Origin of the sequence: Paenibacillus sp. BC26 (assembly GCF_900116125.1) — a bacterium.
GTDB classification, from domain to species: domain Bacteria; phylum Bacillota; class Bacilli; order Paenibacillales; family Paenibacillaceae; genus Paenibacillus_Z; species Paenibacillus_Z lignilyticus.
Genome location: NZ_FPAD01000001.1, coordinates 232,577 through 248,269 on the forward strand (window position 1 = coordinate 232,577; position 15,693 = coordinate 248,269).

Annotated in this window: 17 protein-coding genes; 15 read left to right on the forward strand and 2 right to left on the reverse strand. The window is 50.5% G+C overall.

Translation table 11 applies throughout. From position 1 onward, the window contains the following. The first annotated feature begins 253 nt into the window (after positions 1 to 253). From BM412_RS01070 to trmB, 3 genes are read left to right on the forward strand one after another with little or no spacing between them, the layout of a single operon-like run. Positions 254 to 439, forward strand: coding sequence for a hypothetical protein (locus BM412_RS01070; RefSeq protein ID WP_090977456.1), 186 nt, complete (start codon positions 254 to 256; stop codon positions 437 to 439). A gap of 10 nt (positions 440 to 449) precedes the next feature. Further along, positions 450 to 662 (forward strand): hypothetical protein, encoded by a 213-nt coding sequence (locus BM412_RS32310; RefSeq protein ID WP_218163115.1) that lies wholly within the window; start codon positions 450 to 452, stop codon positions 660 to 662. After that, positions 652 to 1,437 carry a tRNA (guanosine(46)-N7)-methyltransferase TrmB gene (trmB, locus tag BM412_RS01075; protein WP_091212666.1) on the forward strand — a complete coding sequence of 262 codons (786 nt, stop codon included), beginning with the start codon at positions 652 to 654 and terminating at the stop codon, positions 1,435 to 1,437. The genes BM412_RS32310 and trmB overlap by 11 nt, the downstream gene beginning before the upstream one ends. Here trmB and BM412_RS01080 read toward each other — a convergent pair. Then, positions 1,356 to 1,913: a phosphatase PAP2 family protein gene (locus tag BM412_RS01080; RefSeq protein ID WP_091212669.1), complete on the reverse strand. Its 558-nt coding sequence runs from the start codon at positions 1,911 to 1,913 to the stop codon at positions 1,356 to 1,358. The two genes, trmB and BM412_RS01080, sit on opposite strands and share 82 nt — an antisense overlap. 273 nt (positions 1,914 to 2,186) lie before the next feature. Here BM412_RS01080 and BM412_RS01085 point away from each other — a divergent pair, with 273 nt between their 5' ends. From BM412_RS01085 to BM412_RS01110, 6 genes are all read left to right on the forward strand, one after another. After that, positions 2,187 to 3,365: a glycosyltransferase family 4 protein gene (locus BM412_RS01085; RefSeq protein WP_091212672.1), complete on the forward strand. Its 1,179-nt coding sequence runs from the start codon at positions 2,187 to 2,189 to the stop codon at positions 3,363 to 3,365. A 308-nt stretch (positions 3,366 to 3,673) separates the two neighbouring features. Next, positions 3,674 to 4,912, forward strand: a complete 1,239-nt coding sequence (locus BM412_RS01090; RefSeq protein WP_091212675.1) for a glycosyltransferase family 2 protein — start codon at positions 3,674 to 3,676, stop codon at positions 4,910 to 4,912. A 314-nt stretch (positions 4,913 to 5,226) separates the two neighbouring features. Beyond that, positions 5,227 to 5,724 carry a translation initiation factor IF-3 gene (gene infC / locus BM412_RS01095; RefSeq protein WP_143111540.1) on the forward strand — a complete coding sequence of 166 codons (498 nt, stop codon included), beginning with the start codon at positions 5,227 to 5,229 and terminating at the stop codon, positions 5,722 to 5,724. Between the two features lie 23 nt (positions 5,725 to 5,747). Beyond that, positions 5,748 to 5,951, forward strand: coding sequence for a 50S ribosomal protein L35 (gene rpmI / locus BM412_RS01100; RefSeq protein ID WP_090576365.1), 204 nt, complete (start codon positions 5,748 to 5,750; stop codon positions 5,949 to 5,951). Between the two features lie 47 nt (positions 5,952 to 5,998). Beyond that, a complete protein-coding gene (gene rplT, locus BM412_RS01105) occupies positions 5,999 to 6,358 on the forward strand; it encodes a 50S ribosomal protein L20 (protein ID WP_090977446.1) in 360 nt (119 codons plus the stop codon). A gap of 223 nt (positions 6,359 to 6,581) precedes the next feature. Then, positions 6,582 to 6,968: a hypothetical protein gene (locus BM412_RS01110; protein ID WP_177245600.1), complete on the forward strand. Its 387-nt coding sequence runs from the start codon at positions 6,582 to 6,584 to the stop codon at positions 6,966 to 6,968. Between the two features lie 19 nt (positions 6,969 to 6,987). Here the strand turns inward: BM412_RS01110 and BM412_RS01115 are convergent, their stop codons facing one another. Then, a complete protein-coding gene (locus tag BM412_RS01115; RefSeq protein ID WP_091212684.1) occupies positions 6,988 to 7,437 on the reverse strand; it encodes a GNAT family N-acetyltransferase in 450 nt (149 codons plus the stop codon). Between the two features lie 560 nt (positions 7,438 to 7,997). Between BM412_RS01115 and ilvB the strand changes: the two genes are divergently transcribed. The 6 genes from ilvB (at position 7,998) to BM412_RS01145 (ending at position 15,401) form a co-directional block, all read left to right on the forward strand. Beyond that, complete coding sequence (ilvB, locus tag BM412_RS01120; RefSeq protein WP_091212686.1) at positions 7,998 to 9,743, forward strand: biosynthetic-type acetolactate synthase large subunit; 1,746 nt, start codon at positions 7,998 to 8,000, stop codon at positions 9,741 to 9,743. Continuing rightward, the gene (gene ilvN, locus BM412_RS01125; RefSeq protein WP_091212690.1) at positions 9,740 to 10,228 is read left to right on the forward strand and encodes an acetolactate synthase small subunit; all 489 of its coding nucleotides are present in this window, start codon (positions 9,740 to 9,742) and stop codon (positions 10,226 to 10,228) included. The genes ilvB and ilvN overlap by 4 nt, the downstream gene beginning before the upstream one ends. 182 nt (positions 10,229 to 10,410) lie before the next feature. Then, the gene (ilvC, locus tag BM412_RS01130; RefSeq protein ID WP_091212692.1) at positions 10,411 to 11,403 is read left to right on the forward strand and encodes a ketol-acid reductoisomerase; all 993 of its coding nucleotides are present in this window, start codon (positions 10,411 to 10,413) and stop codon (positions 11,401 to 11,403) included. A gap of 188 nt (positions 11,404 to 11,591) precedes the next feature. Beyond that, on the forward strand, positions 11,592 to 13,133 hold the full coding sequence (locus BM412_RS01135) for a 2-isopropylmalate synthase (RefSeq protein WP_091212693.1): 1,542 nt from the start codon (positions 11,592 to 11,594) through the stop codon (positions 13,131 to 13,133). Positions 13,134 to 13,380: 247 nt separating this feature from the next. After that, positions 13,381 to 14,745, forward strand: coding sequence for a sensor histidine kinase (locus BM412_RS01140; protein ID WP_091212695.1), 1,365 nt, complete (start codon positions 13,381 to 13,383; stop codon positions 14,743 to 14,745). Further along, positions 14,742 to 15,401, forward strand: coding sequence for a response regulator (locus BM412_RS01145; RefSeq protein WP_091212698.1), 660 nt, complete (start codon positions 14,742 to 14,744; stop codon positions 15,399 to 15,401). Before BM412_RS01140 ends, BM412_RS01145 begins: the two co-directional genes overlap by 4 nt. Positions 15,402 to 15,693: the final 292 nt, after the last annotated feature.

A 15,693-nucleotide genomic window follows, 5' to 3' on the forward strand; every position in this document is an offset into this window, starting at 1 on the left:
AGACAAAACGCTACGCTGAGGGTGTGATCGGAGACATAAGCGCACTTCATTAGAAACAATAAAACGGTTTCAAAATAGGCGCAATGCTGTAAAAAAGATTAGAAAAGGGCTTGCTAAACCTAACATGAAGTGTTATATTAAAAGTGCGACAGAACAGCAAAAACACTACTTTTAACCCTCTTCCAAACACTTGTCATAGCAGGTCGGTTTTCTGGAAATGCGCTTGAAAATAATCAAGTTGAGGTGATGAGGAATGGATTCACAAGTTAAAATTCCGCATGGTGACGAGAAAGTTACGGTTGAATTAACGAGAAAAGAATTGATGTCGCTCGCAGGTATCCGTTTTTACGGTAACCATAATGTTGAGGTTTCCGCTCGGAAGAAACTTCATGACATCCTGGAGTCGCAAGAAACCGCTCAGAACCAAATGCTCAACTAAACAAGGGTAGTTGCATCAGAATGAACTTCAGCCGATGGCGCTCGCTGCGTCCTCGGCTTTTTATATGCGCGGAAACGGACAGAGGCTGCAATACCGCCGACTTTACAAGTGGTGCCGAATTCGGGCACAATATGGTTTAGTAGCGCTGATTGGCTTGGACGAGCGGTTGCCCGTACGGCATTCGGCATTTAACAATGGAGGAATCAATCGATATGCGTCTTAGAGGAAGAAAAGGAATACTCGAGAGCTTGGAAGCACAGCCGGAGCTTGTGGTGCTGGATGCAGCGCCTCATAAAGGACGCTGGCGTGAATTTTTCGGCAACGATAACCCGATCTATGTGGAGCTGGGGATGGGAAAAGGCCGGTTTATCAGCGATATGAGCGTTCGGAATCCTCATATTAATTTCATCGGCGTTGATATGTACGACGAACTGATCCGCCGTGCAAGCGACAAAGCGCGTCTGGCATGGGAGAAGGAAGGCGTTTCACAACCGCCGAACTTGGCACTGCTGCGGGCTAACATCGAGGGGATCGAGGAGATGTTTGCGCCTGGGGAAATCCAGCGCATCCACTTGAATTTCAGCGATCCTTGGCCCAAAGCAAAGCACGGGCGCAGAAGACTGACGCACCCGCGCTTCGTCAAGAAGTATATGGAGATTCTAAACGAATACGGTGAAATCCACTTTAAAACAGATTCGCAGCTGCTTTTCGAATTCTCGCTCAACAGCTTCGCGGATATGGAATTGCATATGCGTAATATTTCCCTGCATCTTCATAAAGAAACGCTGCGCGATGATCTTGTGCTGACGGAATACGAAGCTAAGTTCGTCGAGAAGGGCAACAATATCCACCGCGTCGAAGTTGTAATTGGCGAGAAGGCCATTGCGGCCCATAAAGAGGCTAAGCTGGCCGCTTCTCAGAAGAGCGACCAAGCCGCGGACACGGACAACGATACGAACGAACCGATGATTGCCCCTGCCGCTATATCGGAAGGGTAATGAAGACCGAGATACATTCTTGACCAGCCAACGGATACGCCGAGGACGATCGCTGCCGGCACAATAATCGGCAGCATGGCGGTTTCCGCCGCGAGCCAAGGCAAGAGCCAAGCGAATATAGCCGTTGTGTGACCCGAAGGAAACGAGGAGTCGCGCAGCGGCTTTTTGCATACATGCACGCTGCTAAGTGCTTGATAAGGGCGGAGTCTGCTGAATTTGCGTTTCATGATGGCAACGGGAATGTGGCTGATAACGGTGGCGGCGAAAGCTTGCCAGCCCGCGGTTCCCCATACGCCCGGGGCGAACAGCCCGCAAAGCAAAGCAGTCGCTAAAGTGAACGTTGCCCCGCCTGCATGGGTAACCGTCCCCAGCCAACCCCCTAACAACCGATTAACGGCTCTGTGCGCCGATCTGCGATTCGCCCATAGTAATAAGCGCTGCTCCTGTGTTAAAGCCCAGAACACGACATTAACCACATGAATCCCCTCCTGGTCGTATGCAAATGTCACGCCTATTCATCAGCTGCAAGCCATCAATCGCTTATCACTTGCAGATCAAGTATAGGCCGGAATTGTTTTTGCCGTATTAACAAATAAATAACCGATTATGAAGGATGCCGGGATTGCGGCTTGTCCGATCTTCACGTACTCTTCATGTTCCACTAATACCCTGGAAATACAACTCGTGTACGCTGGCTCCACAAGCTTGCCGCGCTCTTAGGCGGTAGAAGCGGATGGAGGCGATGATCGATGCGTCTTGCTTTATTTACGGATACGTTCACTCCTGAAGTGAACGGAGTGGCACGAACGCTTGAACGGTGGGAGCAGTACCTGCGCCGCCGCGATATTCCATGTCTTGTTTTCGCACCACAGCCTGCCGCTGCCGCGCATGAAGAACCTCAGCCGATGGTCACTCGGTTTGCCAGCATGCCCTTTTTCCTCTATCCCGAATGCCGCCTGGCACTGCCAAATCCAATTCATATTAATCGCACCTTGCAAGCGTTTCGGCCAACTCTCATCCATGTAGCGACCCCGTTTAATCTGGGGCTTTGCGGAATTCATTACGCCCATAAACACCGAATACCGCTGGTTGCTTCCTATCATACACATTTTGACCGCTATTTGGCGTTTTACAATACCCGTTGGATGGTTAAGATGTTATGGAGGTATATGGAATGGTTTCACCAGGAATGCAGGTTCATTTTCGTACCCTCCGCATCGACGCTTCTTGAGCTGAAGGAACGGGGGTGGGATGAGCATCGTCTGGCCGTTTGGACGCGGGGAATGGATACGAAGAGCTTTCATCCGAATGTGGATAAGGCCGCGCTGCTGGCGCAGTATCAAATTCCGAAGGATCGCTTCATCGTCCTTTACGTAGGCAGACTTGCACCTGAAAAAAACGTGGATTGCGCGATTGCCGCATTTGCAAAGTTTAAGCGAGAGGTGTGCAACGACGCCACTTTCGTTATAGCCGGCGACGGTCCTTCCATGAATACCTTGAAGCAGCAAGCTGCCCGCGAGGGCATTTCGACTTGTTTTCTTGGTTTTACTGCGATGCCTGCGCTTCAACAATGGTATGCGGCAGCGGATGTCATGCTGTTTCCGTCACCTACCGAAACTTTCGGCAATGTCGTATTGGAAGCGATGGCTTGCGGTACGCCTGTCATTTGTGCGGATACGGGAGGTGTGGTGGACACGGTTGTCCACGAGTGGAGTGGATTGAGGTGCGAGGCCGGCAACGTGGACGCCTTCAGTTCAGCACTGGAACGCATGTACCGGAACCCCGAGCTGCGCAAGCGTTTCACGGCCAGGGGATTGGCGCATAGCCTCAGACAATCCTGGGATGCCATATTCGAAGAGCTTCTCATGAGGTTCCGGAAAGCCGAAAGCGCAGTCCCGAGTTCAACAAATCGTCACACTAGGGGATAATTAACATGAAACCTTTGCCAGTTGTATTCGTTTAATGAAAAAGAAACATGTTTTTATCGTAAATGGCTGAAAATAAGGGTGAAACGGACGAAAACAAGGTATCAGTCCCGTCAACACCCAATGCAAGCGCTTTTCTTCGACTTCTTGGCGGTTAAGCGACGATTTCTACTTTTGACAAATGGACACAATGTGTGGAAAATCAGTAGGGTTGCGGAATATAAAAAAAAGGACTGCCGCGATTCACTGACAGCGAGATCAAAACTAGAGAGAATATAAAAAATGGGGTCTCAAGGGGGTAGTAAAAAATAATGGTTAATACAATCATTATTATGTTTCAAATCTTTTTGGCTTTTGTCGGTTTGTACCAATTCAGCATTTCCCTGTTCGGCATTGTAAGGAAACGTAAGGAAGTAAAGCACGCACCGCAGAAGTCGTTTGCCGTGCTTGTCGCTGCGCACAATGAAGCACAGGTAGTCGGAGCGCTTGTTGAAAATTTAAAAAAGCTGGATTATCCGAAGGAACTTTACGATATTTTCGTCATTTGCGACAACTGCACGGACAACACGGCAGAGATCGTACGCAGCTATGGCGTGCAAGCATGTGAGCGTAAGAACCCGCATCTGCGCGGTAAAGGCCATGCGATTGAATGGATGCTGAAGGAATTGTGGGCCATGCCCCGTCAGTATGATGCCATCGTGATGTTCGACGCAGATAACCTGGTCGGCAATGACTTCTTGATTCATATGAACAATGATCTTTGCGAAGGTCATAAGGTTATCCAAGGCTACTTGGATACGAAGAACCCGACGGATTCTTGGGTTACGGCTTCTTATGCCATTACCTACTGGTATTGCAACCGGTTGTGGCAGCTGTCCCGCAGAAACTTGAACATGGCCAACTATCTTGGCGGCACGGGCATGTGCTTCGATACCGCGCTGATTAAGGAAATGGGCTGGGGAGCAACCAGTCTCGTTGAGGACTTGGAGTTCTCGATGCGCTGCGTGAAACGCGGTATTCATCCGGTCTTGAATTACGATGCCAAAGTGTACGACGAGAAGCCGCTAAGCTTCAAAGCGTCTTCCAGACAACGTCTGCGCTGGATGCAAGGTCACTTTACCGTAGCTCGCAGTTATTTCTTCCCGCTGCTTTGGGCAAGTATTAAAGAACGCAGCTTCGTGAAGTTCGATGCGGCGCTGTACTCCATCTCGGTATACAACACATTCATCGGCTTCCTGGTTACGGCGCTGCTGTGGATGGATAATATTATTCCGGCGGAGAATGCTTTTTCATCCATCTACTACTACCTGCCGTATTGGGTAGCGGGTGTTGCGATTCTTGCCACTGTAGTGATGTTCCCGCTCGTCATGATGCTTGAAGGCATTCGCTCATGGAAAATGTACGCGCATTTGATCTCGATGGTGTTTTTCCAGCTTTCCTGGCTGCCGATTACTTGCTACGCGTTCTTCACGCAAAACAACAAACAATGGAGCCATACGCAGCATACGCGTGTTCTTCGTTTGGAAGAAGTGCAGAGCAAACAGGTCTAATGAGCTTCCGGTCAGCTTCGCCAATTGAAGCTTGACATACCTGAATGGGCTATGCTATAGTGTTTCAGTAACATGTCTTACAGATTATTCACACATGTATACGCACAAGTAGAGGCACCCGCTTCTCACCTACTCGGCGATGGCCGAATGGTTCGCGATCGATGATTGGAACAGGCTTCAGCTTAATCGCTGCTTGAACAGCCAACAATCTTGATTATTGGAATGCGGGTCCCGAGCGGATCCGCATTTTTTGATTTTTGCTTGCGTGATTCATAATTTTTTGGAGGTGGCAGGTTATTAGCAGGGAACATCAAATCAACGATGAAATTCGGGCCAGAGAAGTGCGTGTAGTCGGTGCTGAAGGCGAACAACTAGGCATCAAGCTTTTCCGCGAGGCACTGCAATTGGCAATCGATTTGAACTTGGACCTAGTGAACGTTGCACCGACAGCGAAACCGCCGGTGTGCCGGATTATGGACTATGGCAAATTCCGTTATGAGCAGCAAAAGAAAGAAAAAGAAGCTCGCAAGAATCAGAAGATTGTAGACACGAAGGAAGTTTGGTTCCGTGCCAACATCGACGAGAACGATTACCAAACAAAGTTCCGCAATGTTGTAAAGTTTCTGGGTGAAGGCGATAAAGTGAAATGTTCGGTCCGTTTCCGCGGACGTGAAATTACACATGCTTCGGTCGGTCAGAAGATTCTTGATCGGCTTGCAACAGAGGTTGCTGATCTGTGCGTCATGGAGCGTGTTCCTAAACTTGAGGGCCGCAGTATGATTATGATTTTGGCACCGAAACCGACAAACTAACATTCTTTGAGGAGGAACACCACATGCCTAAAATGAAAACTCACAGCAGTTTGAAAGATCGTTTCAAAATTACGGGTACTGGTAAAGTAATTCGTTACAAAGCTTACAAAAACCACCTTCTTTCCGGCAAATCGTCCCGTCAGAAGCGTGTTCTTAACACTCAACCAAACTTGGCTAAAGGCGATTTCAAACGTCTGCAACAAGGCCTGGCAAACATCAAAGGTTAATTAGATCGATCTAATTCGTATAACTATTACTCGGGAGGTTTCTACTCATGGCAAGAGTTAAAGGCGGATTCGTCCGCGCACGTCGTCGTAAAAGAATTTTGAAGCTAGCAAAAGGTTATTTCGGTTCAAAGCATCGCCTGTTTAAAACAGCAAAAGAGCAAGTAATGAAATCCTTGCTTTATGCATACCGTGACCGTCGTCAACACAAACGCGACATCCGCAAACTGTGGATCGTTCGTATCAATGCTGCAGCTCGTCAAAACGGCCTGTCCTACAGCAAATTCATGTACGGTTTGAAGCTTGCGGGCATCGAAGTAAACCGCAAAATGCTTGCTGACCTTGCAGTTAACGACATCAACTCGTTCAACACGTTTGCAAACCTTGCAAAACAAAAAGTAAACGCGTAGTCTTCGGATTACCGTTTTATGATAAAAGCGCCTTCCCGCACCAGCGGAAGGGCGCTTTTTTTGTTTTTTTTCTATATGGACAGCGGTACAATCGCATTCGGATGCTAGTGAATAGAGTATAGGACAACGCCGTTTATACTTCCGAGACAAATGACCTTCATGAGCATTTGTCGCCGAAGGCAAACCACATGCATTGTAAGCTATGTTAAGGAGGGAAATCCTTATGCAACGCGTTACGAAAGAACAAGTTCAGAAGATGGTCGGCAAAACCGTCTATGCGGTTCGCAAAGACGGCTCTGTCGTCACCGGTAAACTCGTTCGCGCCCATCAAAATCAATTGCAGCTTATGCCGCTTAACAATGGTAAAGAAGTTCAAACAAGAGCGATCATAGCACTTGTATTATTCGATCTGCTTGCGATCGGTTTATTTGCCGGAGGCGGCTTTGGCTGGGGCGGCGGCTTCGGCGGTCCTGGCTACGGACCGGGCTTCGGCGGTCCAGGCTTTGGCGGCCCGGGTTACGGCCCAGGCTTCGGCGGACCGGGCTTTGGCGGCCCGGGCGGCTGCGATTGCCAGCCGATTGCCGGTTACAATAACACTCCATACTATTAATGATGACGGAAGCAGCGAATTAGGTTGCTAATGATTTAACCATTTCGTAGCAGCGAACCTGATGAATGAAGCGAATGGTCTGATAGCCCAGCCTCGAATAGAGCCGCTGGGCTTTTGGATTCCCGTGATCGACAAACAATCTGGCGTAGCTGCAGCCCTTTTCTTTGGCGGCTGTTTCCGCTTTGGATATGAGCAGCGTGCCGATTTGCTTGCCGCGATGCTGCGGATGGACGACGAGCATGTCGAAGAGGAGCATGTCGCCTCGCGTATAGTAATGGATGAATCCAAGCGGTATGCTTCTTTTGGATCGGGAGTAAACAAGCGAGACGCCGTCGCTTAAACGTTTGGGCAGCTCGCGAATGGTTTGGGCATCTCTGGGCGAAGCTGTATACGAGAGCGGGATAAGCTCGGTCTTAATTAAACGGATAATCTCATCGTCATCGATGCGTGCTTGCCTTGCTCGAATCATAGGGCATCCTGCTTTCCGTGAATTCTAAAGCTGATATCGTTTTGCGCGGCGGCTGATTACCTTGGCGCATGATTCTTCATCTTATGTAGCAAATAGCGGCGCGGCGCGCCTAAGAATCGCGTATACATAACTTTTTATAATTATGCTGTAGCAAGTCCTTGACGAATGAAATTGGGGAGCATATAATAAACGATAAGCTAATAAGTAAACGGCTATGAAGAGGACGAAGTGTTAAGGGCTCTTTTGCTCCAGAGAGCGATCGGATCTGCTGAAACCGACGCCAATACCCCTTTCCAACGAGCTCACCTCGGAGCTGTTTCCCTGAAAAGATCGACGATCGTATTAGGGGAAATCGTAAGGCACACGTTATTGTGCCAAGGTAATGAACGATGGTTCGTTCTTACCTCATGAGGTTATTCGCTGTGAGGCGAATGACATATTTGGGTGGTACCACGGAAGCTAAACCTTTCGTCCCTAGACGCAATAGACGTCTGGGAACGAAAGGTTTTTTTGTTTTTCTAATATCTAACTCGTTTCACCTAGGAAGGGAGGACGACTTAATGGTCGCTCAACATGCAACGTTAAGGTCAAAAGAAGAAATTAAGGAAAACCTGAGAAAACCGGAGGTCATTACCGGCTCAGAAATTTTGCTTCGCAGCTTGGTGCTGGAGGATGTGGAGTGCGTGTTCGGCTATCCAGGCGGAGCTGTGTTGTACATTTATGATGCCATGCACGGATTTTCGGATTTTCAGCATCTGCTGACCCGTCACGAGCAAGGCGCCATTCATGCGGCCGACGGCTATGCGCGGGCTAGCGGAAAAGTTGGCGTATGTATCGCAACATCGGGACCGGGAGCTACGAATCTCGTCACAGGAATCGCAACTGCGTATATGGACTCGGTGCCGCTTGTCGTCATTACCGGCAACGTAGCGACTTCACTTATCGGTACGGATGCTTTCCAAGAAGCTGACATTACCGGCATTACGATGCCGATTACGAAACATAGCTATCTGGTACGCAAGGCTGCCGATTTGCCTCGTATCATTCACGAAGCGTTCCACATCGCCAATACCGGCCGTAAAGGTCCCGTATTGATCGATATTCCGAAGGATGTATCCGCCGAGCTTGCGATGTTCGAGCCGGTGACGGAAGTTAGCATCCGCGGCTATAACCCAACGGTTACGCCGAATAAACTGCAAGTTGAAAAAATGATTAAAGCGATCACGGAAGCGGAGCGTCCGATCGTATTGGCAGGCGGAGGCGTTGTATACTCCGGCGGTCATGAGGAATTGCTTGAGTTCATTACGAAATCGGGTATTCCGATTACGACGACGTTGCTTGGACTGGGCGCATTCCCAAGCGGTAACGAGCTGTGGCTCGGCATGCCGGGTATGCACGGTACCTACACAGCCAATACAGCCATTCAATCCGCGGATTTGCTGATCAATATCGGTGCACGCTTCGATGACCGCGTAACGGGCAAACTGTCCGGCTTCGCGCCGAAGGCGAAGATCGTTCACATCGATATCGACCCGGCGGAAATCGGCAAGAACGTTCCGACAGACATTCCGATCGTTGGCGACGTGAAGACGGTTCTTCAAATCGCGAACAAAGAAGTGAAATATGCGGAGAAAGCCGATGCATGGCGGGAGCAGCTTGCTAAATCCTGCAAGGAAGTTCCTTTCAGCTACACGGATTCCGATGAAGAATTGAAACCGCAATGGGTTATCGAAATGCTCTACCAAGAGTCGAAGGGTGAAGCGATCGTAACGACTGACGTTGGCCAGCACCAAATGTGGGCAGCGCAGTACTACAAATTCAATCAACCTCGCTCGTGGGTAACTTCCGGCGGACTTGGTACGATGGGCTTTGGTTTCCCGTCGGCAATCGGTGCTCAAATGGCGAATCCGGACCGTCTCGTTATCTCCATTAACGGTGACGGCGGTATGCAAATGTGCGCGCAAGAGCTTGCGATTTGTGCCATTAACAACATTCCGGTCAAGGTCGTTATCATTAACAACCAGGTGCTGGGTATGGTTCGTCAGTGGCAAGAGCTGATCTATGACAACCGTTACAGCCACATTGATCTCTCGGGCAGCCCTGATTTCGTGAAATTGGCTGAAGCTTACGGCGTACGCGGATTCCGCGCTTCCAATAAAGAAGATGCACGTGCCGTTTGGCAAGAAGCAATGAATCATCCGGGACCGGCAGTAGTGGAGTTTGTCGTTCGCAAACATGAGAATGTGTATCCGATGGTTACACAAGGCTCCACAATTGACCAAATGCTAATGGGGGATTCCGAATGATGAAGAGACATACGGTAGCAGTTCTCGTAAACGATCAGCCAGGCGTCCTTCAGCGCGTTTCCGGTTTGTTTGGACGCCGCGGCTTCAATATTGAAAGCATCACGGTGGGGACGAGCGAGGAAGCCGGCTTGTCCCGCATGGTCATCGTCACTACAGGCGATGACAAGATGCTTGAGCAAGTCATCAAGCAGCTGTACAAGCTCATCGACGTGATTAAAGTCGTTGACTTGAGCGCCAATCCGATGGTTGGCCGCGAGCTTGCGCTGATTAAAGTAAGTGCGGAACCAACGTCCCGCCCTGAAATTCTAGGCGTGGTAGAAACCTTCCGCGCCGCCGTTGTCGATATCGGCACAACGTCGCTGATGGTGCAGGTAGTAGGCGATTCGGAGAAAATCGATGCGATGATCGAGCTGCTTAAGCCTTACGGCATTCGCGAGCTGTCTCGTACGGGCGTAACGGCAATGGTCCGTGGAAACGCTAGATAACTAGATCATAGGTAACCTAATGTAAGTACATCTTTAGACCAAATCATAAGGTCGACACCGCTTTTGAGCGGGGGTTAGAGTAAGGGCACCGGCGCGGCATTGCCTGTAATCGGTTAGTCTCGGATCAAGTCCCTTCTGTAACACCCGCTCAAAAGGGTTAAATTAAAGGAGGCAACATTCACATGGCAGTTACATTGTACTATGAGAAAGATGCAGACCAAAGCGTTCTGCAAGGCAAAACAATCGCAGTTATCGGTTATGGTTCCCAAGGTCATGCTCAAGCACAAAATCTTCGCGACAGCGGTCTGAAAGTAATTATCGGCCTTCGCGCTGGTAAATCTGCTGAGAAAGCTAAAAACGACGGCTTTGAAGTATTGTCCGTTGGCGAAGCTGTAAAACTTGCTGATGTTGTTCAAATCTTGATGCCTGACGAAACGCAAGCTCGCGTTTACAAAGAAGAAATCGAGCCGAACCTGAAACAAGGCGCAGCTTTGATGTTCTCCCACGGTTTCAACGTTCACTTTGGCCAAATCAAACCTCGTAAAGACACGGATGTATTGCTAGTTGCTCCTAAGTCCCCGGGCCACATGGTTCGTCGTACTTATGTTGAAGGCTTTGGCGTACCTGGTCTTATCGCAATCGAGCAAGATGCTACCGGCAACGCAAAAGCAATCGGTCTTGCATACGCAAAAGGTATCGGCTGTACTCGTGCAGGCGTTATCGAAACTTCGTTCCGCGAAGAAACAGAAACAGATCTGTTCGGCGAGCAAGCCGTACTTTGCGGCGGCGCAACTGCACTTGTTAAAGCAGGCTTCGAAACGCTTGTTGAAGCAGGTTATGCACCAGAAATGGCATACTTCGAGTGTCTGCATGAGCTGAAGCTTATCGTTGACCTGATGTATGAAGGCGGCCTTTCCACTATGCGTGATTCCATCTCCAACACAGCTGAATACGGCGACTATGTAACAGGTCCTCGCATTGTAACTGACGAGACGAAGAAAGCTATGAAAGCTGTTCTTACCGATATCCAACAAGGTAAATTCGCTCGCGACTTCATCTTGGAAAACCAATCCAACAATGCATTCATGACGGCAACTCGCCGTAACGAAGCACAACACCCAATCGAAGTGGTTGGCGGTCAACTTCGTGAATTGATGCACTGGATCAAGAAATAATAAGGCATTATCCGCGTAACCGGTTATGCAGATCGACTCGCCTTCCAACTGGTTTGGAAGGCGGCATTCTGTGGTTGAATGTATAAATATGCATACCCGGATAAAGTGACCGGTCCCTGCGTCTCCGCTCTGGAGGCGTCAGGGCCGTTTCGCTATCCGGGATTATTCTTGAGTCCGAGGTGTAGCTAATGCGTAAAATCTATATTTTCGATACGACGCTTCGTGACGGTGAGCAATCTCCGGGCGTTAACCTCAACACGAAGGAAAAGGTTGAGATTGCGTACCAACTGGAGAAGCTTGGCGTCGATCGGATCGAAGCCGGCTTCCCGGCTGCGTCTCCGGGCGATCTTGCAGCGGTTAACGCCGTTGCGCGTGCCGTCAAGAATGCCTCTGTCATCGGCCTGTCGCGTTCCCGCGAACAGGACATTGATGCGGTAGTTGAAGCGCTGAAAGGCGCTCAAGACCCTTGCATCCATCTGTTCCTTGCGACCAGCCCAATTCATCGTAAGCACAAGCTGCGTATGGAGAAGGATCAAGTGTTGGAGGCAGCGGAGCGTGCGATCCGTTATGCGAAGCAATATTTTAGCAAAATCGAATTCTCGCCTGAGGATGCAGGCCGTACGGAGCTTGATTTCTTGTGTCAAGTAACGGACATGGCGATTCGTGCAGGCGCGACGGTTGTTAATATTCCGGATACGGTTGGCTATATGAATCCGTCCGAGTATGGACATATCTTCAAGACGCTCAAGGAGCAGGTGCCGGGCATCGAGAAAATTCAGCTCAGCGCGCACTGCCACGACGATCTTGGCATGGCGACAGCTAATGCACTGGCAGCGATTCTAAACGGTGCGGATCAAATCGAGGGTACGATCAACGGTATCGGCGAACGCGCCGGTAACACGGCACTCGAAGAGGTTGCAATGGCGCTTGCTACGCGTGCGGATTACTTCGGAGCGACAACGTCGCTCAACCTGAAGGAAATTGCGAAAACAAGCCGTCTTGTGAGCAAACTGACGGGCATGGTTGTCCCTGGCAACAAGGCCATCGTAGGCGCGAATGCGTTTGCGCATGAGTCCGGTATCCATCAGGACGGCATGCTGAAAGAGAAAACGACATACGAAATCATCTCTCCGGAGTCGATCGGTCTGCGTGATTCCAAGCTCGTGCTTGGCAAGCATTCCGGACGCGCTGCGTTCCGCGAGAAGCTGATTGATCTTGGCTATGAGCTTGATGACGAAGCAGTAAACACGGCTTTCGCGAAATTCAAAGACTTGGCGGACAAGAAGAAAAACGTCATGGACGAGGATATTCGCGCGATGCTGGAAGAGAAGCTCACCGATACGCCTGAGGTGTATTCGCTTGAGACGATCGAAGTCAGCTATAGCAACAAATCGGTACCTAATGCAACGATCCGTGTTCGCACTGCAGGCGAAGCGAAGGAGCAATCCGCAGAAGGCAACGGCTCTGTTGATGCCATTTACAACGCTATTGATGCGCTGACGGCAGAAACGGTGGAGCTGGAGGACTACTCCATCAAATCCGTTTCGCATGGTAAAGATGCGCTTGGCGAAGTGCATGTCGTGCTCAAGCAAGATGAAGTATCCGCACAAGGCCGCGGCCTTAGCACGGATATTTTGGAAGCGAGCGCACGTGCTTACATCGATGCATTGAACCGACTCGTGGAGAAGCGGAAGTCCCCGGGCAGACGCGACAAAATGAGCTTGATTTAGTTTTATGGAAGTGACCGACGCTCTGGCGGCTGATTATCGGCTGTCAGGGCGTTTTTTTTGCGGTTAGGGGGTTACCAACTTCGATTGTAAACGCAAACCAATCCGATTAGCTGAATGCTGCGTATCCGATTGGCTACGCAAACCAATCAGCATCAGCCATGTTATACTATAGAAAAATCGACATCGCCGAAGCCTGAGCTTGCAGTTTGGGTTGCGAGCGTTTTGCCGATTGGGGGAACGTAAATAGATGCTGTTCGTGTGGATTGTGCTATGGATTACATCTGGGCTGCTGGTAACGGCGAACCGGAGGAATGCTGCCGGCCGCTGGCTCAGCCTTGTCGCCTTCTGCGGCGGCATGGGGGCGTTGGCATCTGTGCTGGAAGGCTGGATCACCACGATGCTGGCCAATCAAGATATCGACGCATCGGGCGAGCATGTACTGCGAATCATTCAACGTACCTGCTCCTGGACAAGCTATTACGGATTGCCCTTCGGATTTCTGTGCTTCGGGGCAGCCTATAATTCGGAACGAATACCGGCGATGCTCTCGCGCAGATTGCCCGCAGCAGCGGCTATTCTGCCGCTTGGGATGCTTGCGCTGCCGATCGCGGAGTCGTATCCGGTGCATTACAATATACTCGCCATATGGGCGATCCCGTATTTTGTGATCGGAGCGATACTGGTGCTGACGAAGTCGCATGTGCATCCGGCGGAACGGCGGGCACATTCCGTGCTGCTGTTAGCGGTGCTTCCCGCCGTACTTATCGCGCTGACGATGAATTTCATTATGCCGCTGTTCGGCCTATATGGACTTTGGCGTTATAACGTATGGCCGATCAGCGTTGCATTTGCCATCTTTATCTTTGCTTTGTTTAACTTCGGTTTCCTCGGGGTTCAGCTGCTCATAGAGCGCAGGCAACTGAACTATTCCCTGCGGGCGATTACGAGCGGTACGGCGATGCTGAATCATGCAATCAAGAATGATATCGGGAAAATCAAACTGTTTACCGATAAAATGAACCGCGAGGCCGGAGCAAATGAGGAATTGCGCAGCGATCTGAGCGTGATCAGCACAGCGGCCGGGCATATTGAAGCCATGATTCGCAGCGTACATGAACGGACGCAGGAGCTGCGACTGCAGCCGCAGGAGGTTCGTCTGACGGAGCTGGTACGCGGTCAGCTGGAAATGCTAGAGCAGCAGACGAGCAGCCGAAACATTGCCGTAACCGTGCACTCCGACGAGCAGGCAACGGCGATTGCCGATGGGGAGCAAACGTCGGAAGCGATACATAATGTACTGCAAAATGCAATTGATGCGATGCCCGGCGGCGGAGAATTAACCGTCACCGTAATCGGCGGCAAACGCGGCAGCACGATTGAGATCAGCGATACAGGCGCTGGCATTGAGCGCTCTCATCTGAGGAAAGTCATTGAGCCGTTCTTCACGACCAAGAGCGGCAAATCGATGAATTTCGGGCTGGGGCTGGCGTACTGTGCCCAGCTGATGAGCCGACAAGGCGGAGAGCTGCGCATTAGCAGCGAGGTGGGAGTCGGCACGGTGGTGCGGTTTCATTTTAAAGCGGTCAAACGGGGGAAAGGAGCAGCGAGATGAGCGAAAGAGCAATTTCGATCGTGCTGGTTGAAGACGATCCGGACTGGCGCAGAGGATTAATCGCTTACCTGAACGGTGAGCCTGATATGGAAGTCGTCGGCGAGGCGGATCATGCCGATGCGGCGCTCACGGTTGTAGCTGAGCGGAATCCGGATGTCATTCTGCTTGATATCATGCTGGCAGACAGTCCGGAGGGCTTACGGCTGGCAGCGGAGCTGTCTGTTGCGTCGAATGCGCGCGTGATTATGCTCACTTCGATGGAGGATCGCGCTTTTGTCGTGGAGGCGTTCCGTGCAGGGGCCGTCAACTACTTGGTGAAGTCGGACTTCACTTCGATTCCAAGCGCGGTACGCAAAGCGGCCGAGGATCGATCGGCGATCGACGGCTCTGCGGCTAGGCTGATGCTAGAAGAGTTCAGGCGGCTCAAGAAGCTCGAGCGGGAGTACGAAACGGATAAGTTCAAGCGGATGCTGACGCCATCGGAGGTACAGCTGCTGTCGATGATTCACGAAGGCTACAGCCAGACGCAAATCGCCGAGAAGTCATTCCTCTCGCTGCGCACGGTCAAGAATCACGTGAATAACATCCTGCGCAAGCTCGGCGGCAAGAGCAGCAAAGAAGCGGCACAGCGAGCGAAGGATAATGATTTATTTTGAGCTGCAGCTGATTGGTTTGCGTGTCCAATCGGAATTGGGCATGCGGTGTTCGGCTAAGCTGATTGGTTTGCGTAACAATCGGTAGTGGACATGCGGCATTCAGCAAGTTTGATTGGTTTGCACGAACAATCGGGCTTGGGTTATGCAGCATTCAGCTCGTTTGAGTGGAATTTGGCTGTCCGAAACGCTAACGAATCCAGGAGGTCTTATTTGCCCCATTTTGATCAAAAATAAACTCTAACGAATCGTACAGGTCTTATTTAGCCAAATCATCGCCTCAAACGGCTTTTTT